Source organism: Stenotrophomonas sp. ASS1, from assembly GCF_004346925.1.
GTDB classification, from domain to species: Bacteria; Pseudomonadota; Gammaproteobacteria; order Xanthomonadales; family Xanthomonadaceae; genus Stenotrophomonas; species Stenotrophomonas maltophilia_A.
Map to the genome: position 1 here is coordinate 999,467 of NZ_CP031167.1, position 20,691 is coordinate 1,020,157.

Sequence of the window (20,691 nt, forward strand, 5' to 3'; positions counted from 1 at the left end):
AGTCTCCTTGGAAAATCAGGCCGGGCGCGGGCGCGCGCCGAACAGGGCGGTGCCGATGCGCACCAGGGTGGCGCCCTCGGCGATGGCTTCGGCGTAGTCGCTGCTCATGCCCATCGACAGCGTATCGACCTGCGCGTACTGGGCGGCCAGTGACTGGAAAAGGGCGCGCATGCGCACGAATGCATCCCGACGACGCTCGGCCTCCGGCCACGGTGCGGGAATCGCCATCAGGCCGCGCAGGCGCAGCTGGGGTTCGGCGGCGATCGTGGCGGCCAATGCGTCCACGGCCTCCGGCGCACAGCCGTGCTTGCTGGACTCATCGTCGATGTTGACCTGGATCAGCACGTTCAGCGGGCCGCGCGTGGCCGGGCGATGGCGTGCCAGCGCGGTCACCAGCTTGGAACGGTCCACGCTCTGCACCCAGTCGAAATGCCTGGCCACGGCCTCGGCCTTGTTCGACTGCAGGTGGCCGATCAGGTGCCATTCCAGCGCCAGGTGCTGCAGCGCCTGCATCTTGGCCAGCGCTTCCTGCACGTAGTTCTCGCCGAAGGCATGCTGGCCCTGCGCGGCCAGTGCCGCCACGGCCTCGGCCGGCTGGGTCTTGGACACCGCCAGCAGGCGTGGGTCGGGCCTGCCAGCGGCCTCGGCGGCGGCGTGCAGGTTGCTCAGGATCTGGGGCAGGGGAGTGGCCACGTAACGCGTTCCGTTGAATCAGGAGGCTATACTGCCGCCCGGGGAAAGATCCTTCCAGTCGAAGCCGTTATTGGGGAGTAGCCGCTCATGGATATCGCCGAGCTGTTGGCGTTTTCCGTAAAGAACAAAGCGTCCGACCTGCACCTGTCCGCAGGCCTGCCGCCGATGATCCGCGTGGACGGCGACGTGCGCCGGATCAACATCCCAGCCCTGGACCACAAGCAGGTCCACGCGCTGGTGTACGACATCATGTCCGACAAGCAGCGCCGCGATTACGAGGAATTCCTCGAAGTGGACTTCTCCTTCGAGATCCCGTCGCTGGCGCGCTTCCGTGTCAACGCGTTCAACCAGAACCGCGGTGCCGGTGCGGTGTTCCGTACCATTCCGTCCGAGGTGCTCACCCTCGAGGACCTGGCCTGCCCGCCGTTGTTCCGCGAAGTGATCCAGCAGCCGCAGGGCCTGATCCTGGTGACCGGCCCGACCGGCTCGGGCAAGTCGACCACGCTGGCGGCGATGATCGACTACATCAACAAAAACGAATACGGCCACATCCTCACCGTCGAGGATCCGATCGAATTCGTGCACACCTCGCAGAAGTGCCTGATCAACCAGCGCGAAGTGCACCGCGACACGCATGGCTTCAACGAAGCGCTGCGCTCGGCACTGCGTGAAGACCCGGACATCATCCTGGTCGGCGAACTGCGCGACCTGGAAACCATCCGCCTGGCACTGACCGCCGCGGAAACCGGCCACCTGGTGTTCGGCACTCTGCACACCAGCTCGGCGGCCAAGACCATCGACCGTATCATCGACGTGTTCCCGGCCGGCGAAAAGCCGATGGTGCGTTCGATGCTGTCCGAATCGCTGCGTGCGGTGATCTCGCAGGCGCTGCTGAAGAAGGTCGGCGGCGGTCGTACCGCTGCATGGGAAATCATGGTCGGCACCCCGGCCATCCGCAACCTGATCCGCGAGGACAAGGTGGCGCAGATGTATTCGGCCATCCAGACCGGCCAGCAGTACGGCATGATGACCCTGGACCAGCACCTGCAGGACCTGGTCAAGCGCAGCCTGATCACCCGCAACCAGGCCCGCGACTACGCCAAGGACAAGCGCCTGTTCGAGTAAGGCGGGGCCGCAACGGGACGGCGTGCGCCAGTGCGCCGCCGTTTCCGCGCCGTTTCCGCCTCCGACCGTTTCCTGGTACATGCCCCATTGGGAGCCCGCCGTGAACACCACCGCGACCACCATCGATTTCACTTCGTTCCTCAAGCTGATGGCGCACCAGCGCGCCTCGGACCTGTTCATCACCGCGGGCATGCCGCCGGCGATGAAGGTCAACGGCAAGATCTCGCCGATCACGCAGACCCCGCTCACGCCGCAGCAGAGCCGCGACCTGGTCCTCAACGTGATGACCCCGGCGCAGCGCGAGGAATTCGAGAAGACCCACGAGTGCAACTTCGCCATCGGCCTGTCCGGCGTCGGCCGCTTCCGCGTCAGCTGCTTCTACCAGCGCAACCAGGTCGGCATGGTGCTGCGTCGCATCGAGACGCGCATTCCGACCGTGGAAGAGCTGAGCCTGCCGCCGATCATCAAGACGCTGGCGATGACCAAGCGCGGCATCATCCTGTTCGTCGGTGCCACCGGTACCGGTAAATCGACCTCGCTGGCGGCGATGATCGGTTACCGCAACCAGAACTCGACCGGCCACATCATCACCATCGAAGACCCGATCGAATTCGTGCACAAGCACGAGGGCTGCATCATCACCCAGCGCGAGGTCGGCATCGATACCGACAGCTGGGAAGCCGCGCTGAAGAACACTCTGCGTCAGGCGCCGGACGTGATCATGATCGGCGAGGTGCGTACCCGCGAAGGCATGGACCACGCCATCGCGTTTGCCGAAACCGGCCACCTGGTGCTGTGCACCCTGCATGCCAACAACGCCAACCAGGCGATGGACCGCATCGTCAACTTCTTCCCGGAAGATCGTCGCAACCAGTTGCTGATGGATCTGTCGCTGAACCTGAAGGGCGTGGTTGCGCAGCAGCTGGTGCCGTCGCCCGATGGCCGTTCGCGCAAGGTGGCGATGGAGATCCTGCTGGGCACGCCGCTGGTGCAGGACTACATCCGCGACGGCGAGATCCACAAGCTGAAGGAAGTGATGAAGGACTCGGTCCAGCTGGGCATGAAGACCTTCGACCAGAGCCTGTTCGAGCTGTACCAGGCGGGCGAGATCAGCTACGAGGACGCGCTGCGCTACGCCGATTCGCAGAACGAAGTGCGCCTGCGCATCAAGCTCAGCCAGGGCGGCGACGCCCGCACCCTGTCGCAGGGGCTGGATGGCGTGGAGATCTCCGAGATCCGGTAATCTGCGTGTTCCGTAGCGTCGAGCCTGCTCGACTGTTCTTGTCGAGTCGAGCAAGCTCGACTCTACGGGCGGGCGGCTGCGCGTATTGATGAATTCCAGTCATGACCAACTGCAATGCTGCCCATTCAATCCGTGGGCTCTGCAGGCGTATCGTCAACGCTCCCCCTCTGGAGCACGACGATGCAGACACGTGAACTCGGCCGCAGTGGCCTGAAGGTTTCCGCCCTCGGCCTGGGCTGCATGGGCCTGAGCCATGGCTACGGCCAACCGGTGGAGCGCAGTCAGGGCATCGCCCTGCTGCAGGCCGCCGTCGAACGTGGCGTGACCTTCTTCGACACCGCCGAAGTGTATGGCCCCTACACCAACGAAGACCTGCTCGGCGAGGCGCTGGCGCCGTACCGCGACAGGCTGGTGATCGCCACCAAGTTCGGCTTCAAGGATGCGCGCGTCGATACCGGGCTGGACAGCCGTCCCGAGAACATCCGCGCGGTGGCGGAGGCCAGCCTCAAGCGCCTGCGCACCGACCATATCGACCTGTTCTACCAGCACCGCGTCGACCCCAACGTGCCGATCGAGGATGTGGCCGGTACCGTGCGCGACCTGATCGCCGAAGGCAAGGTCGGCCACTTCGGCCTGTCCGAGGCCAGTGCCGCCACCGTGCGTCGCGCCCATGCAGTGCAGCCGGTGGCCGCCGTGCAGAGCGAGTACTCGCTGTGGTGGCGTGAGCCGGAGCGCGAACTGTTGCCGACGTTGCAGGAACTGGGCATTGGTTTCGTGCCGTTCAGCCCGCTCGGCCGTGGCTTCCTGACCGGCGCGATCAACGCCGATACCACCTTCGACGCCAACGACTTCCGCAACACCGTACCGCGTTTTGAAGTGGAGGCGCGTCGTGCCAACCAGGCGCTGGTTGACCGCATCAGCACGATCGCTGCCGCACGTGGCGCGACGCCGGCGCAGGTAGCGCTGGCCTGGCTGCTGGCGCAGGCACCGTGGATCGTGCCGATTCCGGGCACCACCAAGATCCATCGCCTGGAAGAAAACCTGGGCGCGGCCGACCTGCAGTTGGTGCCGGAGGAACTGCAACGCATCGCGCAGGCGCTGGATGAAGTGTCGATTGTCGGTGAGCGCTACAACGCGCAGCGCGCCGCGCAGGCCAAGGGCTGATCACCAGGTGGGTGCGGACCGTTGGTCCGCACTCCTCAGCTCATCCAGCCATCGGCCCGCGCAACGCATCAAGCACAGTGCGCATCGCCACGGTGACGTAGCGGCGTGACGGGTAATACGCGTAGTAGCCATCGAAGTGCGGGCACCAATCGTCCAGCACGGATTGCAGGCGGCCATCGTCCAGCATCGGCTGCACCTGGTCTTCCGGCAGCCAGGCCAGCCCGCTGCCGGCCAGTGCAGCCGCGCGGGTCATGCCCATGGTGTTGAAGGTCCACTGACCGGTCACGCGCACGCTCAGTTCGTTGCCGTCCTGGCCGAAATCCCACGGCATCAGTCCGCCATGCGTAGGCAGGCGCAGGGTGACGCAGTTGTGCTCGGCCAAGTCGTTCGGATGCCGCGGCACCACGTGCTGGCGGAAGTAGCTGGGCGCACCGACCACGCGCATGCGCAGCGGTGGGCTGACCGGTACCGCGATCATGTCGCGCGCCAGCCGTTCGCCGAGGCGGATGCCGATGTCGTAGCGCTCGGCGACGATGTCGGCCAGCCCGTAGTCTGCAGCCAGTTCCACCTTCAGGTCCGGGTACTGCTGCAGCAATGGCGCCAACCGCGGCCAGGCGATGTATTCGGCGGCATGGCCGGTGGCATTGATGCGGATGGTGCCGGCCGGGCGTTCGCGGTACTCGGCCAGTGCGGCCAGTTCGTCCTCGATCTCGGCCAGGCGCGGGGCGAGGGTCTCGAGCAGGCGCGCACCGGCTTCGGTGGTGGACACGCTGCGGGTGGTGCGGGTCAGCAGGCGCACGCCGAGGCGCTCTTCCAGGCCGCGCATGGCATGGCTGAGCGCGGACTGGGAGACACCCAGCTGGGCGGCGGCCCGGGTGAAGCTGCCTTCGCGGGCAACGTGGACGAAGGCCTGCAGGTCGTTGAGATTTTCACGGGGCATGACGGGATGATACGGCCGGGCTGCGCCCGGCACCCGCCGAAACAACGTCAATGGCAACGTCAAAAGCTGGCTTCCTGAGGGGAGGCGGGGTGGCTCAGGTTGCGGGGGACGGCGCAAGTACGTCCATGTAGCCTCGGTCGCGCCATCCATGGCGCTCACGCCCCCGCAACCTGAGCCGCCCCGCCTTCGACATTTTCCCGCGAGCTGTTGGAACGGCTCCGACCCCATTCTGTGTAGGCGTGTGGGGATGTCGATTTCAGGGACTGTGGTTCGTCGAATGAATGACTTCAACGGGAGCTGCACATGAGCGCTGACACCAAGCCGAAAGGCCCGGCCTCGTACTTCCCCTCCATCGAGAAGACCTACGGTCAGCCGGTGGCGCACTGGTTCGGGCTGCTGGCGGGCAAGAAGGGCCTGAAACACATGGAACTGGTCAGCTTCCTTAAAAGCGAGCATGGGCTGGGCCATGGCCACGCCAACGCGCTGGTGGCGCACCATCTGGCCGGAAAGGGCTGAGCAGGCAACCCGGCGCTGAACGGTCGTGTGGGGGTCAGGCTACACGGCCTCCGGGGTCAGGCAGACTGGGCGTTCATCCCGAGGCAGGACGCCCTCATGCAGGTCACGCTGGACGCGATCACCGTCGACAACTACGAAGCGGTATGCGATCTCGACGTCAGCGAGGCGCAGCAGGACTTCGTGGCCGGCAATACCTGGTCGCTGGTGCAGGCAGCATTCCATCCCGGCTACCAGACCCGCGCCATCCAGGCCGATGGCGAGCTGGTCGGGTTCTTCATGTGGGTGCCGGAGACGCCGCAGCGCATCTCGATCTGGCGCTTCATGGTCGATCAGCGCTGGCAGGGGCGTGGCATCGGGCGGCGCGCGCTGGAACTGGCGCTGGCGCAGATCCGGGACACGCCCGGCCTGGCCGAGATCGAGATCTGCTACAACCCGCGCAATCCGGTGGCGGGCGCCTTCTATGGCAGCTTCGGTTTCGTCGAGACAGGCATGGACGATGATGGCGAGGACATGCTGGCCGTGCTGCCGGTGACGCCTCCGGAATAACCTGAATGGGCGAGCGCAGCTGAACGATTTCATCTGCAACTGTCATGCAGATCGTGTCTAATAGCGCTCCCCACCTGCTGTTCCCCCACCCGTATGTCCCTTCCCGCCCATGGCTCTGCGCCGTGCGACGACGCTGACGGCCACCTGGTCACCGCCGGTCCGCTGACCCCACCGCCCGACAGCGCCGGCACCGCCGCCGACGAAAAAGCGCTTCGCCACTCGATTGCCGAGGACGTGCAGGGCATGGTGCTGGCTACGATGGTGGCCTCGCTGGGCCTGGCCATCTTCGCCAAGGGTGGGCTGATGATCGGCGGCATGGCCGGCATGGCCTTCCTGCTGCACTACTCGATGGGCTGGAACTTCGGCCTGGTGTTCGTGCTGGTCAATCTGCCGTTCTACTGGGTGGCGCTGCGGCGCATGGGCTGGGAATTCACCCTGAAGACCTTCGCTGCGGTCACCGCCTGTGGCGTGCTGACCGACCTGCTGCCGCGCTGGATCGACTTCTCGCACATCAACCCGTTGTATTCGGCGATCGTGGGCGGTGCGTTGTCCGGCCTGGGCATCCTGTTCTTCATCCGCCACCGCGCCAGCCTCGGCGGCATCGGTATCCTGGCGGTGTACCTGCAGCGCACCCGCGGCTGGAGCGCGGGCAAGGTGCAGATGTCCTACGACGCCTGCCTGATGGTGGCCGCGTTCTTCGTGCTGTCGCCGTCGAAGGTGCTGTACTCGGCGATCGGCGCGGTGGTGCTCAGCCTGGTGCTGATGTTCAACCACCGCCCGGGCCGTTACATGGGCGTGTGACGATTCGACGGTAGTGCCGGCCGCTGGCCGGCAACACCTGAGGCGTTCCGAGGTTGCCGGCCAGCGGCCGGCGCTACCGGGAGGCCTGCAACCACGGCGGCGACAGCGTCAGCAGCCGCGCATGCACCGGGCAGTCCTCGGCGTGCGCACCGGGCAGGTAGCCCAGGCTCATCAGGAATTCGCCGGTGATCTCGCCGCCGGTGAAGCGGAACGTCTTCTTGAACAGCTTCACCCAGTCGGCCTTGCTGCGCGGATGGTGCGCGTCCAGCCACGCCGCGAAGCTGCCGTGGCTGACCCGCAGCTGCTGGATCACCTGTGCGTTGTGGATCGCCGCCAGCACCTTCAGCCGGTTGCGGATGATGCCCGCGTCCGACAGCAGCCGTTCGATGTCCTGCTCGGCGTAGGCTGCAACCCGATCCACATCGAAGCCGTCATAGGCCGCGCGGAAGCCCTCGCGCTTCTTCAGGATGGTCTCCCAGCTCAGCCCGGCCTGGTTGATCTCCAGCACCAGCCGCTCGAACAGCTCGCGCTCGTCACGCTGCGGGAAGCCGTATTCGTTGGCGTGGTAGTAGTCGTGCACCGGATGGCCCGGGGCGATGAGGCAGTAACCGCTCATGGGGAAGGCTCGTTGGATTCGGGTTCGGGATCGATGGCCAGCGCGGGGCGCCCGCCGATGGACAGCATCGGCCAGCGCGGTGGCACAAGCGTGAGTTTGCCGTCACGCAGGGCCTGGTTGATCGCCTCGGCCTGGCCGCTGACGGTGCCGAACAGCGAACCGGCCCGGCGCCACTGGCCATCCCCGCCACGTGCGTACAGCACGCAGTCCGGCCCACGGTGGGTGTACAGCTCGCACAGCAGCACCTCGTTGCTGCCATCGCCATCCAGGTCGCGATGCACGATCAGGCAGTCGCGCTCGCTCTGGGCGCAGGATTCGCCATTGATCGCGCGGGTGGCCAGTGCCTGCCACCAATCGTCCGGTGGCGAGCTGGATCCCTTGGCCAGCTTCAGCGCGCGCTGCAGGGCGGCGACGTCCTGCAGACCCTTGTCCAGGCGCTGTCCATCGTCCCAGCGCGAGGTACGTGCCAGCGCGGCAGCGATCACCTGTGGCGCGTTGGCATCGGCGGTGATGGCCGGATCACGCTGCAGCTCGCGCAGCGCCTGCACGCCACGGCGCCCAAGATCGAAGCGCAGCACGTTGACGTCACTGCTGGTGATCGCTGGCGGGTCCGCACGCAGGCGCGCCAACTGGCTGGACAGGGTCAGCCGCACCGGGTCCAGCAGCGGCGAGTTGCCCAGCAATGCCAGTGCCAGCACCGCCCAACACATCCAGCGGTTGACCGGCTCCAGCGTCTGCAGCCAGCGGCCCTGCCGGCGCACTACCGCCAGCGCGTAGCCCAGTGCATAGCCGGCCACGGCCAACGCGATCAGCACCGCCCAGAAGCGGTCCAGGGTCCAGCCGTACTGCACCACGCGCAGGCCCAGTGCATACAGCGCCAGCACCGCATAGACCGGCAGCGCCAGCAGGCTGGCCTCGACCAGCCGGCGCAGCACGACGGGGTAGGGCGCGGTGTCGTCGCCTTGCTGGTAGACCGCATTGGTGAATGACACCAGCAGCAGCGACAGCACCAGCAGCAGGCTGGCGGCCGAGCGGGTCTTCCACAGCGGCTCCAGCCCGGTCAGCGGCAGGCTCAGCACGAACAGCACGGCGATGAACGAGAGCAGCGGCAGCAGCCCGCGGCAGATCGCGAACAGCACCTGGCGGGTGATCTGGATCGCGCGGTGCTGGGTGCGCCCGATCAGCACGCCGAACCCGGCCAGGCTGCCGGTGGCCAGCGCGATGAACGCGTCCTGCCGGAACAGGTCGCGGAAGATGGTCACGTCGAGCAGCTGGAACAGCGCCGCCCACAGCCACAACAGCAGCCAGGTCAGCCCGGTGAACAGCGCCGCCAGGGCCAGTGTCAGGCCGTTCTGCCAGGCGCGCTCGAACAGCTCCGGATAGCTGGCGCGCCAATGCCCGTGCTGCAGCTGGAACTGCCACCAGGGCAGGGCCACGAACACCGCCACGGCCATGCCCAGGGTCAGCGGGAACTGCAGTGCGCCCGATTCCAGTGCGGTCTCGCCGTTGAGGTTCCAGCCGATCCAGGCGGCCAGCGCCAGCACCACCGCCGAGCCGAGCACCGCCTGCAGCCACAGGCGGCGCTGGCCCAGCTCGACCAGGCTCAGCGCCACCGCGCTGGGAATGGCCAGCACCCAGGCATACCAGCAGTAGCGCCAGCCGATATCGCGGAACGGCCACGCATCGGACAGCTCCTGCGCGGCATACAGCATCAGGCCCTGCAGCAGCGCGATCAGGACGATGGCGCTGCGTGCCGGCAGGGTCAGGGGCGATGAAGACTGCATCGACGACCTTCCATGGCAAAGCACCATCCTAGCCCATCGCGGTTCGGCGCCATCGCGCGACCATCCCGCCCCCAGCAGGTAGAATGGGCCCATGCCTGTAACGCCGACCTCCCTTGCCGATCACCTGCTCGTCGCGCTGCCGTCGCTGCTCGACGCGACCTTTGCCCGCAGCGTCGCGCTGATCTGCCAGCACGACGAGAACGGCGCGATGGGCGTGCTGGTCAACCAGCCTTCCGAGTACACGCTGGGTGAAGTGCTTGCGCAGATGGACATCACCACCGGTGATGGCGACCTGCAGGCGCGCATGGTGCTCAATGGCGGCCCGGTGCATCCCGAACGCGGCTTCGTCATCCATGACGACGCGCGGGCGTGGGATTCCAGCCTGACCGTGGGCGACGGCCTGTACCTGACCACCTCGCGCGACATCCTCGAAGCGATGGCGCGCGGCGAAGGCCCGGCCAATGCCGTGGTCACCCTCGGCTGTGCCGGTTGGGGTGCAGGGCAGCTGGAAAGCGAGCTGTCCGAGAACAGCTGGCTGACCGTGCCGGCCGATGCCGAGCTGGTGTTCCAGCTGCCGCTGGAGCAGCGCTGGCAGGGCGCGGCTTCGCGCATCGGCGTGGACCTGTTCCGGCTGACCGACTACAGCGGCCATGTCTGAGCCCATTACGCCCGCGCCGGATTCTGCTGCCCCGGCCATCCGCCGTGATGGCACCGTTCTGGGGTTCGATGTCGGCTCGCGCCGCATCGGCGTGGCCATCGGCAGTGCCTTCGCTGCGCATGCGCGCGCGGTGGCGGTGGTCGATGTGCATGGCAACGGCCCGGACTGGACCGCGATCGAACGCCTGCTCAAGGAATGGAAGCCCGACGGCCTGGTGGTCGGCGACCCGCTGACCCTGGACGGCCAGGACCAGCCCAACCGCAAGCGCGCGCAGGGCTTTGCCCGCCAGCTGCGGGAACGTTTCAAGCTGCCGGTGGTGATGATCGACGAGCGTTCCAGCTCGGTCGAGGCCGCCCGCCGCTTCGCTGTCGAGCGCGCCGAAGGGCGCAAGCGCCGCCGTGATGCGGCCGCCCTCGATGCCGTTGCCGCGGCGGTGATCATCGACCGTTGGCTGTCGTCGCCGGACGACGCCACCCCCATTCCCTGACTGCCCGACACCGCCATGACCACCCAGCAACTCGATGCCTCCGGCCGCCTGCGCCACCTGCTGACCCTCGAAGGCCTTCCGCGCGACACCCTGCTGCAGCTGCTTGACCGGGCAGGGCAGATCCGCGACGCCGCGGTCGGTCGTGTCGGCAACAAGCGCCACGTGCTGGCCGGTTCGGCGGTGTGCACGCTGTTCTTCGAACCGTCCACGCGCACCCGCAGCTCGTTCCAGCTGGCCGCGCAGCGCCTGGGCGCCGACGTACTGAACTTCGATGCCTCGACTTCGTCCACGCGCAAGGGCGAAACCGCCTGCGACACGCTGCGCAACCTGGAGGCGATGGGCGTGCGCGGCTTCGTGGTGCGCCACCCCGATGATGGCGCCGTGGCCGCACTGGCCGAGGCAGCGGGTGAGGGCACTGCACTGATCAACGCCGGTGACGGGCGCAGCGCGCACCCGACCCAGGGCCTGCTGGACATGCTGACCCTGCGCCAGGCCAAGGGCCCGGATTTCTCGAAGATGAAAGTGGTGATCGTCGGCGACGTGAAGCACTCGCGCGTGGCCCGCACCGACCTGCATGCGCTGCGCACGCTCGGCGTGGGCGAGATCCGCGTGTGTGGCCCGCAGTCGCTGCTGCCGGACGACGAGACCCTGAAGGGCTGCGTGGTCGGTGATGATTTCGACGCGATGCTGGAAGGCGTCGACGCGCTGATGATGCTGCGCCTGCAGCGCGAGCGCATGGAAGAAGGCCTGGTGCCGTCGCTGGAGCAGTACCACGCGCAGTACGGCCTGACCAACGAACGCCTGGCCCGCGCCGGCAAGGATGCCGCGGTGCTGCATCCAGGCCCGATCAACCGCGGCGTGGAAGTGACCGACGAGGTGGCCGACGGCCCGCAGTCGTGGGTGCTGCGCCAGGTCGCCAACGGCGTCGCCGTACGCATGGCCGTGCTGGAAACGCTGCTGGGCTGACCACTTTGGTGGGTGCCAACCTTGGTTGGTACTGCTGTTGTGGTGGGTGCCAACCTTGGTTGGCACACTCACCGCTCGGCTTGTCCGCGCACCGCTTTGGTAGATGCCAACCTTGGTTGGCACTATCCACCGGAGCTCATGTCATCGGGCAGATCACATGATGCCCCAAGCTCCCATTCGCACCAGGCATGGGGATATTGCCCCAACCGCGTCGTCAGCCCGGCCCTGATCGGATTTCCCATCAGGTACATCGCATGTCGGTGCAACGATTCGTCCGAGCGGATCGCATGATCGTGATAGCAGGCCTGCCAGAAGCGCCCGACTCGCCCCAGCAGCCGGTTTGCCTGCTGGGCTGTGCGCGACTTGAAACGCTTCATGACGGTTTCCAGTGACCCGGCGCGCAGTTCGACCAGCCAGTGAATGTGGTCGGGCATGACCACGTAGGCAATCGAGCGGGTGAAGCCTTCCTGATCAAGTCGCTGGAATTCGCGCACTGCCAAGGCGGCCACTGCGGCGTTGGTGAAGAGCGGTGCGCGGTCATGGACGACTGTGGTGAGGATATAGCTGAGGCCGACGCTGGAGCGACGACCGAGCAGGAGACGTGTGTTCTGCATGGAGCAAGCATGGATGGGCCTGCTTCCAGTGAACATCGGGGAATGGCTTGGTTTCAGGTAGGCCAGTGCCAACCAAGGTTGGCAACTACCAGAGCAGTCAATGCCAACCAAGGTTGGCAACTACCGGAGCAGTCAATGCCAACCAAGGTTGGCAACTACCGGAGCAGTCAATGCCAACCAAGGTTGGCAACTACCAGAGCAGTCAGTGCCAACCAAGGTTGGCAGCTACGAGAAACTGCGGTTCAGCGCTTCTGCGCGAACAGCCACGCCCACATTGCCGGGTCGGCGTAGGTAGCGTCCCAGGCATTGTGATTGCCTTCCGGGTACTCGGTGTAGCGCACGTCGCGTGCAGCGGCGCTCTGGAATGCGCTGTGCAGCCTGCGGTCGTCATCCGGAGGCACCACGTCGTCCAGCGCGCCGTGGAAGATCCAGACCGGCGTGTGCTGCAGGCGCTGCGCGATCACGGCATACGGATCGGTTTCCTGGACGACCTGCTCGACGAACAGGGTCGGGCGCTTTGCGCGTGGTGCCAGCACGGCACCGCACACCGGCACGATCGCGGCAAAGCGGCGCGGGTCGTCCAGGGCGATGTTCCAGCTGCCGTAGCCGCCCATCGACATGCCGGTCAGGTACTGCCGTGCCGGGTCGGCGCCGAATTCGGCGATCGTCGCGTCCAGCGCGGCAACGGCCGCACGGTTGTTGCGGCCGCTCCATTCCTCATGGCCCGGTACCTGTGGGAACACCACCAGGGCAGGGAAGTCGGGATGCTCGCGCAGATAAGGCCCCAGCCCGGCGTGGGTCTGCTTGATGCCATCGGCGCCGCGCTCGCCCGAACCGTGCAGGAACAGGATGACCGGGACGTTGGAGGTTGCGGGCGTCTGCCCACCAGGGCTGTGGGCCTGCAGGCCCGCGGGAATGAACACCTGGTAGTAGGCCGTGTGTCCATCCACCTTCACCGCACGTGCTTCGAAGCGGCCACGCGCGCTGTCCGGCAGCGAAGTGCAACCGCTCATCATCAGAAGGGCCAGCAGTGGCAGCCAGCGCGACAGCAGACGGACCATGGGGTTTTCCGAAGCGGCAAGAACGCCTGCATCGTAGTCCGCCAACGTCGGCCCGGCATCATGCGCCGCGTCACTGCGGGCGCGGGAAGCTGGCGATGATGTCCAGCTGCTCCTGTGCCTCGGCATTGCCTTCGGCGGCCGCAGCCTGCACCTGCGCCATATCCGGGTGCAGCACCACCAGCAGTGGGTTCTCGCAGACCGGGCAGTCGTACTCGGTGGCGTCCTCGTCCAGCTCCATCTCCATGGCACGCGAGCTGCCCTTCCATTCGCAGGCCGGGCAGGTGTGCTGCTGGTCGCGCCAGCCGGGCTGGAAGTAATTTTCGATCGTCGTTGCCATGGGTGTTCCAGTTGGGATCGGGTCAGCGCCCCGCGCGGTGCGGATCCGACCCTTGATACGGTCAGTGCAGCAGCACCAGGGTGGCCAGGCCGAGGAAGGTGAAGAAGCCCATCGAGTCGGTCACGGCGGTCAGGAAGATGCCGCTGGCCAGCGCCGGGTCGAAGCCGAAGCGTTTCAGCGTCAGTGGCACCAGCACGCCGGCCAACGCGGCGAACAGCAGGTTGCAGGTCAGCGCGATGGCGATCACCGCCGACAGTCCGGGTGAATGGAACCAGGCCAATACGATCAGGCCCAGTACCGAGCCCAGCATCACGCCGTTCAACAAGGCGACCCGCACTTCCTTCCACAGCAGCGTGCGCGCGTTGGAGGCGCCCACCTGGCCCAGCGCCAGGCCGCGCACCATCAGCGCCAGCACCTGGGTGCCGGCATTGCCGCCGAGGCCGGCGACGATCGGCATCAGCACCGCCAGCGCCACCAGCTTGTCGATGGTGCCCTCGAAGTGGCCGACCACGCTGGACGCCAGGAATGCCGTGCACAGATTGACCGACAGCCACATCAGGCGGCGGCGCATGGCGCGCCAGACCGGGCTGAACAGATCCTCGTCCTCGTCCAGGCCGGCGGCGCCAAGCGCCTGGTGCTCGGCCTGTCCACGGATGATGTCGACCACGTCATCGATGGTGATGCGGCCGACCAGGATGTTGTTGTCGTCCACCACCGGCGCGGAGATCCAGTCATGGTCGGAGAACTGGCGGGCGACCTCCTGGTCGCTTTCGCCGACATCGATCGCCGGTTGCTCGTCGTCGATCAGGCGGTTGATCGGGGTGGTGTCCTCGTGGGTCACCAGTGCCGCCAGCGACACCCGGCCGAGGTATTGATGGCGACGGCTGACCACGAACAGATGATCGGTGTGGTCGGGCAGTTCGCCACGCAGGCGCAGGTAGCGCAGCACCACGTCAACGTTGACGTCGGCGCGCACGGTCACCACGTCCGGGTTCATCAGGCGGCCGGCGCTGTCCTCGGGGTAGGACAGCACCTGCTCCAGGCGCTCGCGGTTCTCGCGGTCCATCGACTTGAGGACTTCGTCGATGACCGTGTCCGGCAGGTCTTCGACCAGGTCGGCCAGATCGTCGATGTCCAGGTCTTCGACCGCGGCGATGATCTCGTCCGGGTCCATGTCGGCGAGCAGGCTCTCGCGCACGTCGTCGCCGACGTGGACCAGCACCTCACCGTCATCTTCCGGATCGACCAGGCCCCAGACCACCTCGCGCTTGCCCGGCGGCAGCGATTCGAGCAGGTTGCCGATCTCGGCCGGGGCCAGGGTGTTGACCAGGCGGCGCACCGGGCCCAGCCGACCGCTGTCCAGTGCGTCGGACAGCATCCGCAGTTGGCGTGCAGTCTTGTCGTGGCGTACAGCTTCAGCCATCGCAGCTCCCGCGGGATAAGAAAAGCCGCGATCCCGGCAAGGATGCGGCAACAGGGGTGTTCAGCGCGTCATTATCGCAAGGGGATGTTTCAACGCATAGCCGCCGGGCGGTGGTAGTGCCGGCCGCTGGCCGGCAAGCGTCCCCATCGAAGGCCATGAGGTTGCCGGCCAGCGGCAGGCACTACCCTTGGCGCTCAGGGCGTATCCGCCACCAGCGCCAGCCAGCGCTCGATCGCGCGACGGTCGCGTGCGGCCAGCAGCTTCGGCGCGCGCGCGCGCAGCGCGGCCAGGTCGGCCTCGCGGATCGCGCGGCGCACCTCCAGCAGTGTGCCGGGGTGCAGGCTGAATTCGCTCAGGCCCAACGCCAGCAGCAGCGGAGTCATCCGTGCATCACCGGCCATCTCACCGCAGACCGCCACCGGAATGCGATGCCGCGCGCCGGTCTCGATCACCATCTGCAGCAACCGCAGCACGGCCGGATGCAGCGGCGAATACAGCTCGCCCAGTGCCTCGTTGTTGCGGTCAGCGGCCAGCAGGTACTGCACCAGGTCGTTGGTGCCGATCGACAGGAAGTCGACCAGGTCGATGAAGCTCTCCAGCGCCAACGCCGCAGCGGGCACCTCGATCATCGCCCCCAGCGGCACATGGTCGGACACCATGTGGCCTTCGCTGCGCAGCTGCTCGGTCAGCTTGAGCATGCGTCGGCGCACCGCCAGCAGTTCCTCGCGGGTGCTGACCATCGGCACCAGTACGCGCAGCTTGCCGTAGGCCGAGGCGCGCAGGATCGCGCGCAGCTGGGTGTCGGCCACCTTGGGCCGTGCCAGCGACAGGCGTACGCCGCGCAGTCCCAGGGCCGGGTTTTCTTCGTTGCTCAGGGTCAGGCCGGTGCGGTCGGCCTTGTCCGCGCCCAGATCGAGCGTGCGGATGGTGACCGGTCGCCCGCTCATGCCCAACGCGGCATCGCGGTAGGTCTGGAACTGTTCTTCTTCGTCCGGCAGCTCGTTGCGCTGCAGGAACAGGAATTCGGTGCGGTACAGGCCCAGCCCCTGCGCGCCCAGCGCATGCGCCTGGGTGACGTCCTCCAGCGATTCGGCATTGGCCAGCAGGGCGATGTCGACCTGGTCGCGGGTACGGCTGGGTTTGCTGCGCAGGCGGCCGAGCTCGCGCTGCTCGCGCGCATGTTCTTTCAGGCGCGCGCGGTAGTCGCGCAGGTTGTCGGCCTGCGGGTTGGCGGTGATGCTGCCGTCGGCGCCATCGATGATCAGCACGTCGCCATCGGCGATGCGGCTGAGCAGCTGCGGCACGTTGACGATCAAGGGCAGGTGCAGGCTGCGCGCCAGGATCGCACTGTGCGACAGCGCGCTGCCGGCGGCGGTGACGATGCCGACGACGCCCTGCGCCTGCAACTGGGCAAGCTCGGAGGGCGCGATGTTGTCGCAGACCAGGATTTCACCGGCCAGGCCTTTCATCACCTCCGGGCGTTCGGGCTGCAGGAAGGCGTGGATGCGGCCGATCACATGGTCGAGGTCGTCCATGCGGCTCTTCAGATAGGCATCGTCCATGCCATCGAAGACCTTGGCCAGGCGGTCACGCTGCAGGCGCAACGCATAGCCGGCGCTGTACGGGCCGCTGCGGATCAGCTCGTCCAGCCCGAACAGCAGCTCGGGGTCGTCCAGCAGCAGTGCATGCAGGTCGAGGAACTCGCCCACTTCCTGGTTCAGTGCACCCTGCAGGCGCTGTCGCAGCTCGTGCATTTCCGTGCGCGCGGCATCCACGGCACGGTGCAGGCGGGCCAGTTCGGCCTCGACCTGGTGGACGGCGACCCGTTGCTCGGCAACCTCCAGTGCATGCGGCAGGCGTACACGGGCGCGGCCCATCGCGGTGCCACGGGCAGCACCGTGCCCGGCCAGCAGCTGTACCGGCCGCTGGCCGGAAGGGACCTGGCCGGCGCGCGCGCGCGGCACGCTCAGCTGTCCTCGTCGAAGCGGCGTTCGAACAAGCCGACCACCGCTTCCATCGCGGCGGCTTCGTCCTCGCCGTTGATGCGCACCGTGACCGGGGTGCCCTGGCCGGCGGCCAGCAGCATCACGCCCATGATGCTCTTGGCGTTGATCTCACGGCCCTTGGCGGCCATGGTCACGTTGCAGCGGAACGGCGCCAGGGTCTGCACCAGCTTGGCGGTGGCCCGGGCGTGCAGGCCCAGGCGGTTGCTCACGGTGAGTTCTCGTTCAAGCATCGTCGACTATCGCTCCATTACGGGTACCCGCCGCGGCTGTGGCGGGCAGTTGATCCAGTCCCTGTTCCGGATAATTCATCACCCGCAGCAACATCGGCAGGCTCAGCGCCGACACCCGGCGAACCGGGGTCCCCAGCCGGGCCAGCTGCCCGGCAAGGTTGGCGGGGCTGGCGCCGTACAGGTCGGTCAGGATCAGCACGCCTTCACCATTGTCGACCCGCCGCAGAGCGGCTGAGGCGAGCGGGAGCAGGGCGTCCAGGTCTGCGTCGAACGGTACTTCGAAAGCTTCGGTTTTCAGCGGCAATTGCCGCAGGAGCCGGGTCGCCACGTCTAGCAGGGCGGTCCCGACCCCGGGATGTGTTACGAGGAGAATGCCACAGGTCATTACTGCACGTTAACAGGTCAAGGTGAATTGGCGATAGCAGCAGATGAGGGGCACTGTGTCCCGTATTCAGTGTTGCTCGGATCGGAGCCCATTTCCGTTGGAAAAGGATCCCACCCCATCCGTTTTTCGGTGCCTGACCGGGATTCATCCACGCATGGCGTGGATCTACTGTGTCGACCAAGGTCGACACCTACCAACAGCACACGGAATCTGTCAGAGGTGGGGCGGTGTGGGTCTGCAGGACCGTTGGCGCCATGGATGGCGCCATCGAGCCCCCATGGACGGGTTTACGGCGTGTCCTGCAGACCCACACCGCCCCGCCATCCCACGTAATCCCGCTCTTGCCGTTGACGTGGCCTCTGCGGGTGCCGGGCGCAGCCCGGCCGCATCCCTCAATCCTGTTCGCGGTGGTAGGTCGCCACGTCTTCCCAGCCCATCTCGCGGGCATGCCGGGCGAGGCGCTCGGCCAGGAACACCGAACGGTGCTTGCCGCCGGTGCAGCCGAAGGCCACGGTCACATAGCTGCGGGTGCCATCCCCCAGCTTCGGCAGCCAGGTATCGAGGAAATCCATCAGCTGGGTCAGGTAGCGCTGCACGTCCGGCTGCGCTTCCAGGTAGTCGCGCACACCCGGTTCGCGGCCACTCAGCGCACGCAGATCCGGGTCCCAGTGTGGATTGGGCAGCACCCGCGCATCGAACACGAAGTCAGCCTCGGCCGGCACGCCGCGCTTGTAGGCGAACGATTCGAACAGCAGCGACAGGCCGGTGGCATGGTCCATCGTGAACTCGGTGATGATCCGCCGCCGCAGCTGATGCACATTGAGATTGCTGGTATCGATCACCGCATCGGCCTCGCGGCGCAGCGGTGCGGTCAATTCACGCTCACGCGCGATCGCTTCGGGCAGCGACAGGCCCAGCTGGCTCAGTGGATGGCGGCGGCGGGTGTCGGCGTAGCGTTTGAGCACAGCCTCGTCGCTGGCCTCGAAGAACAGCACCTTCACTTCCACGCCGGCATCGGTGGCCAGCTGCCGCCAGTCGCCCAGCTGGCTCAGGTCGGCCTGGCCGCGCACGTCGATGCCTACGGCCAGGCGGCGTGGTGCGCTGCCGTCGTGGTTGGCCAGCAGGCTGCGCACGAAGTCGGGCAGCAGATTGATCGGCAGGTTGTCCGAGCAGTAGTAGTCCTGGTCCTCGAAGGTCTTCAGGGCGACGGATTTACCCGAGCCGGACAGGCCGCTGACGATGATCAGGGTCGGGGCGGAGGGGGTGACGGTGCTCATGGACAGGCTCTTCGAAGGACAGGGGAATCAGGGTGTTCGCCGTTCCAGCAGGTTGCTGTGGCGGGCGATGAACATGGCCGCCGGGTCGATGCCCTTGGTGCGCAGGATGTGCAGGCGGGTCGCGGCCTCGGTCAGCACGGCCAGGTTGCGGCCGGGCATCACCGGCAGGGTGATCAGCGGTACATCCAGGTCCAGCACATGGCGGGTGCCCGAGTCGCCGGTCAGGCGCTCGTAGCCATGCGGGGTGGGTTCGGTCATCGGCTTGGTCAGGTGGACGATCAGCCGAAGGTACTTGTTCTTCTTTACAGCCGTGTCGCCGAACATCTCGCGCACGTTCAGCACGCCCAAGCCGCGCACTTCCAGCAGGTCCTGCAGCAGTTCGGGGCAGGTGCCATCGAGCACGTCGGGCGCGATCTGGGTGAATTCGGGGGCATCGTCGGCAACCAGGCGGTGGCCGCGGCTGAGCAGCTCCAGCGCCAGCTCGCTCTTGCCCGATCCGGCCTCACCGGTGATCAGCACGCCGATGGAGTAGATCTCCATGAACACGCCATGCAGGATCACCCGCGGCGCCAGCGTGCGCGCCAGGTGGTAGGACAGATGGTTGAGCAGTTCGTGGCCGCGCTTGGGCGACAGCCACAGCGGCGTGCCGGATTCGTCAGCAGCGGCGCGCAGGTCTTCCGGGCAGGCCTGGTTGCGGGTCAGCACCAGCGCCAGCGGGTGCGACTGCATGATCTTTTCGATGGTCTCCCAGCGCTGGCGCGGTTCCAGCGCATCCAGCCAAGACAGTTCCTCGGTGCCCAGGATCTGCACCTTGTTGGGGTAGATCGCATTGAGATAACCAGCCAGCGATGGACGCCGCGAGACCGTGTTGCCGGCCTCCAGCTCGCGCTTCTCGCCGGACTTGCCGGCAGCCCAGCGCAGCCCCAGCCGCTCGCGCTGCTGTTCGAACAGTTCACGGGCGGTGATGCTGGTATTCATGCGGCACTCGCAGGTGGGGTCATGTCCAGCGCCTCGCGCAGCGCCCGGGCATCGCCCGCTTCGCGCAGGGCCTGGCGGATGTCGGGCGCCGAAAACAGCTCGGCCAGCTCGGACAGCAGCATCAGGTGCTGGTGGGTGTAGTGGGCGGGGACGGCCATGGCGAACACCAGGTCCACCGGCTCGTCGCCACCGAAGTCGACCGGGGTGACCAACCGCAGCAGGGCGCCGCGGGGGCGGTCCAGGGTTGGCGCGCGGCCGTGGGGAATGGCGATGCCGTGACCGATCGCGGTGCTGCCCAGCGCTTCGCGCTGGCACAGGTTCAGATAGATCTGTTCGGCGTTGGCCTGGCGGCAGGCCAGCAACCCGGCGGCGGCCTGCAGGACGCTGTCGCGGTCGGTGGCCGTGCAGAGCTGGGTCTGCACGGCCGCCAGGAGGTCAGTCAGGGGCATGTCTGCGGGGAACGGTGGCGATCAGCCACCATTGTCGCCCACCGGCAGCGGTGCGTGCTGCTGTTTTTTCTCCTTGTGCTTGATCACCAGACGGTCAAGCTTGTCCGCAAGCAGGTCGATCGCGGCATACATGGTCTGGGCATTGGCCTCGGCGTGCAGGGTCTGGCCGGGAATGTTGAGGCTGGCGTCGACGTGGTGTTCGGTCTTCTGCAGCTTGAGGGTCACCCGCGCTTCGCAGTGCTGGTCGAAGTGTTTGCCGATCCGGGCCAGCTTCTCCTCTACATAGGACTGCAGGGCCGGGGTGACTTCGACATCTTTGCCAAACGTTTCGATGCGCATCGGGTTTCTCCTGTGTTCGGATGTGCCAATGAACCTCTCCGCCGGGCGCGGCG

Annotated in this window: 24 protein-coding genes; 9 read left to right on the forward strand and 15 right to left on the reverse strand. The window is 66.8% G+C overall.

Annotated elements, in window-relative coordinates; translation table 11 throughout:
* Nucleotides 1-15 precede the first annotated feature (15 nt).
* Nucleotides 16-693, reverse strand: coding sequence for a YggS family pyridoxal phosphate-dependent enzyme (locus MG068_RS04655; protein ID WP_132809403.1), 678 nt, complete (start codon nt 691-693; stop codon nt 16-18).
* A gap of 87 nt (nt 694-780) precedes the next feature.
* On the opposite strand from MG068_RS04655, the gene MG068_RS04660 reads away from it, so the two are divergent.
* The 3 genes from MG068_RS04660 to MG068_RS04670 all read left to right on the forward strand — a co-directional run bounded on the left by MG068_RS04660 (nt 781) and on the right by MG068_RS04670 (nt 4,225).
* Nucleotides 781-1,818 carry a type IV pilus twitching motility protein PilT gene (locus MG068_RS04660; RefSeq protein ID WP_006422551.1) on the forward strand — a complete coding sequence of 346 codons (1,038 nt, stop codon included), beginning with the start codon at nt 781-783 and terminating at the stop codon, nt 1,816-1,818.
* A 79-nt stretch (nt 1,819-1,897) separates the two neighbouring features.
* Nucleotides 1,898-3,061, forward strand: coding sequence for a PilT/PilU family type 4a pilus ATPase (locus MG068_RS04665; protein ID WP_049400675.1), 1,164 nt, complete (start codon nt 1,898-1,900; stop codon nt 3,059-3,061).
* Nucleotides 3,062-3,241: 180 nt separating this feature from the next.
* Nucleotides 3,242-4,225: an aldo/keto reductase gene (locus tag MG068_RS04670; RefSeq protein WP_107431433.1), complete on the forward strand. Its 984-nt coding sequence runs from the start codon at nt 3,242-3,244 to the stop codon at nt 4,223-4,225.
* 40 nt (nt 4,226-4,265) lie between these two features.
* Here the strand turns inward: MG068_RS04670 and MG068_RS04675 are convergent, their stop codons facing one another.
* Nucleotides 4,266-5,165 carry a LysR family transcriptional regulator gene (locus MG068_RS04675; protein WP_132809405.1) on the reverse strand — a complete coding sequence of 300 codons (900 nt, stop codon included), beginning with the start codon at nt 5,163-5,165 and terminating at the stop codon, nt 4,266-4,268.
* 303 nt (nt 5,166-5,468) lie between these two features.
* Between MG068_RS04675 and MG068_RS04680 the strand changes: the two genes are divergently transcribed.
* From MG068_RS04680 to MG068_RS04690, 3 genes are all read left to right on the forward strand, one after another.
* On the forward strand, nt 5,469-5,681 hold the full coding sequence (locus MG068_RS04680; RefSeq protein WP_049462135.1) for a DUF4287 domain-containing protein: 213 nt from the start codon (nt 5,469-5,471) through the stop codon (nt 5,679-5,681).
* A gap of 96 nt (nt 5,682-5,777) precedes the next feature.
* Nucleotides 5,778-6,227: a GNAT family N-acetyltransferase gene (locus MG068_RS04685; RefSeq protein WP_049421544.1), complete on the forward strand. Its 450-nt coding sequence runs from the start codon at nt 5,778-5,780 to the stop codon at nt 6,225-6,227.
* A gap of 93 nt (nt 6,228-6,320) precedes the next feature.
* Nucleotides 6,321-7,028 carry a YitT family protein gene (locus MG068_RS04690; protein ID WP_132809407.1) on the forward strand — a complete coding sequence of 236 codons (708 nt, stop codon included), beginning with the start codon at nt 6,321-6,323 and terminating at the stop codon, nt 7,026-7,028.
* Between the two features lie 73 nt (nt 7,029-7,101).
* On the opposite strand, the gene MG068_RS04695 is transcribed toward MG068_RS04690, so the two are convergent.
* Together MG068_RS04695 and MG068_RS04700 are read right to left on the reverse strand one after the other, a co-directional pair.
* Nucleotides 7,102-7,644: a DNA-3-methyladenine glycosylase I gene (locus MG068_RS04695; RefSeq protein WP_107431676.1), complete on the reverse strand. Its 543-nt coding sequence runs from the start codon at nt 7,642-7,644 to the stop codon at nt 7,102-7,104.
* A complete protein-coding gene (locus MG068_RS04700) occupies nt 7,641-9,428 on the reverse strand; it encodes a DUF4153 domain-containing protein (RefSeq protein ID WP_132809409.1) in 1,788 nt (595 codons plus the stop codon). The genes MG068_RS04695 and MG068_RS04700 overlap by 4 nt, the downstream gene beginning before the upstream one ends.
* A gap of 91 nt (nt 9,429-9,519) precedes the next feature.
* On the opposite strand from MG068_RS04700, the gene MG068_RS04705 reads away from it, so the two are divergent.
* Genes MG068_RS04705 through MG068_RS04715 form a run of 3 tightly spaced genes read left to right on the forward strand, consistent with a single transcriptional unit; the run spans nt 9,520 to nt 11,539 of the window.
* Nucleotides 9,520-10,086 carry a YqgE/AlgH family protein gene (locus tag MG068_RS04705; protein WP_005408377.1) on the forward strand — a complete coding sequence of 189 codons (567 nt, stop codon included), beginning with the start codon at nt 9,520-9,522 and terminating at the stop codon, nt 10,084-10,086.
* Complete coding sequence (ruvX, locus tag MG068_RS04710; protein WP_005408378.1) at nt 10,079-10,573, forward strand: Holliday junction resolvase RuvX; 495 nt, start codon at nt 10,079-10,081, stop codon at nt 10,571-10,573. Before MG068_RS04705 ends, ruvX begins: the two co-directional genes overlap by 8 nt.
* 15 nt (nt 10,574-10,588) lie before the next feature.
* Nucleotides 10,589-11,539: an aspartate carbamoyltransferase catalytic subunit gene (locus tag MG068_RS04715; RefSeq protein WP_132809411.1), complete on the forward strand. Its 951-nt coding sequence runs from the start codon at nt 10,589-10,591 to the stop codon at nt 11,537-11,539.
* A 122-nt stretch (nt 11,540-11,661) separates the two neighbouring features.
* On the opposite strand, the gene MG068_RS04720 is transcribed toward MG068_RS04715, so the two are convergent.
* From MG068_RS04720 to hpf, 11 genes are all read right to left on the reverse strand, one after another.
* Nucleotides 11,662-12,153, reverse strand: coding sequence for an REP-associated tyrosine transposase (locus MG068_RS04720; protein ID WP_071228058.1), 492 nt, complete (start codon nt 12,151-12,153; stop codon nt 11,662-11,664).
* Nucleotides 12,154-12,395: 242 nt separating this feature from the next.
* Nucleotides 12,396-13,214: a carboxylesterase family protein gene (locus MG068_RS04725; protein ID WP_132809413.1), complete on the reverse strand. Its 819-nt coding sequence runs from the start codon at nt 13,212-13,214 to the stop codon at nt 12,396-12,398.
* 70 nt (nt 13,215-13,284) lie between these two features.
* Nucleotides 13,285-13,551, reverse strand: a complete 267-nt coding sequence (locus MG068_RS04730; protein ID WP_010483664.1) for a hypothetical protein — start codon at nt 13,549-13,551, stop codon at nt 13,285-13,287.
* Nucleotides 13,552-13,612: 61 nt separating this feature from the next.
* Nucleotides 13,613-14,974 (reverse strand): magnesium transporter, encoded by a 1,362-nt coding sequence (mgtE, locus tag MG068_RS04735; RefSeq protein ID WP_010483662.1) that lies wholly within the window; start codon nt 14,972-14,974, stop codon nt 13,613-13,615.
* Nucleotides 14,975-15,168: 194 nt separating this feature from the next.
* On the reverse strand, nt 15,169-16,938 hold the full coding sequence (gene ptsP / locus MG068_RS04740; RefSeq protein WP_132809415.1) for a phosphoenolpyruvate--protein phosphotransferase: 1,770 nt from the start codon (nt 16,936-16,938) through the stop codon (nt 15,169-15,171).
* Between the two features lie 2 nt (nt 16,939-16,940).
* Nucleotides 16,941-17,210 (reverse strand): HPr family phosphocarrier protein, encoded by a 270-nt coding sequence (locus tag MG068_RS04745; RefSeq protein WP_005408385.1) that lies wholly within the window; start codon nt 17,208-17,210, stop codon nt 16,941-16,943.
* A complete protein-coding gene (locus tag MG068_RS04750; RefSeq protein ID WP_049462131.1) occupies nt 17,203-17,595 on the reverse strand; it encodes a PTS sugar transporter subunit IIA in 393 nt (130 codons plus the stop codon). Before MG068_RS04750 ends, MG068_RS04745 begins: the two co-directional genes overlap by 8 nt.
* Before the next feature lie 392 nt (nt 17,596-17,987).
* Nucleotides 17,988-18,872 carry an RNase adapter RapZ gene (gene rapZ, locus MG068_RS04760; protein ID WP_032130190.1) on the reverse strand — a complete coding sequence of 295 codons (885 nt, stop codon included), beginning with the start codon at nt 18,870-18,872 and terminating at the stop codon, nt 17,988-17,990.
* A 27-nt stretch (nt 18,873-18,899) separates the two neighbouring features.
* Complete coding sequence (gene hprK / locus MG068_RS04765; RefSeq protein WP_005408388.1) at nt 18,900-19,850, reverse strand: HPr(Ser) kinase/phosphatase; 951 nt, start codon at nt 19,848-19,850, stop codon at nt 18,900-18,902.
* Nucleotides 19,847-20,299: a PTS sugar transporter subunit IIA gene (locus MG068_RS04770; protein ID WP_132809419.1), complete on the reverse strand. Its 453-nt coding sequence runs from the start codon at nt 20,297-20,299 to the stop codon at nt 19,847-19,849. Before MG068_RS04770 ends, hprK begins: the two co-directional genes overlap by 4 nt.
* Nucleotides 20,300-20,320: 21 nt before the next feature.
* Complete coding sequence (gene hpf / locus MG068_RS04775) at nt 20,321-20,638, reverse strand: ribosome hibernation-promoting factor, HPF/YfiA family (RefSeq protein ID WP_004147311.1); 318 nt, start codon at nt 20,636-20,638, stop codon at nt 20,321-20,323.
* Nucleotides 20,639-20,691 lie beyond the last annotated feature (53 nt).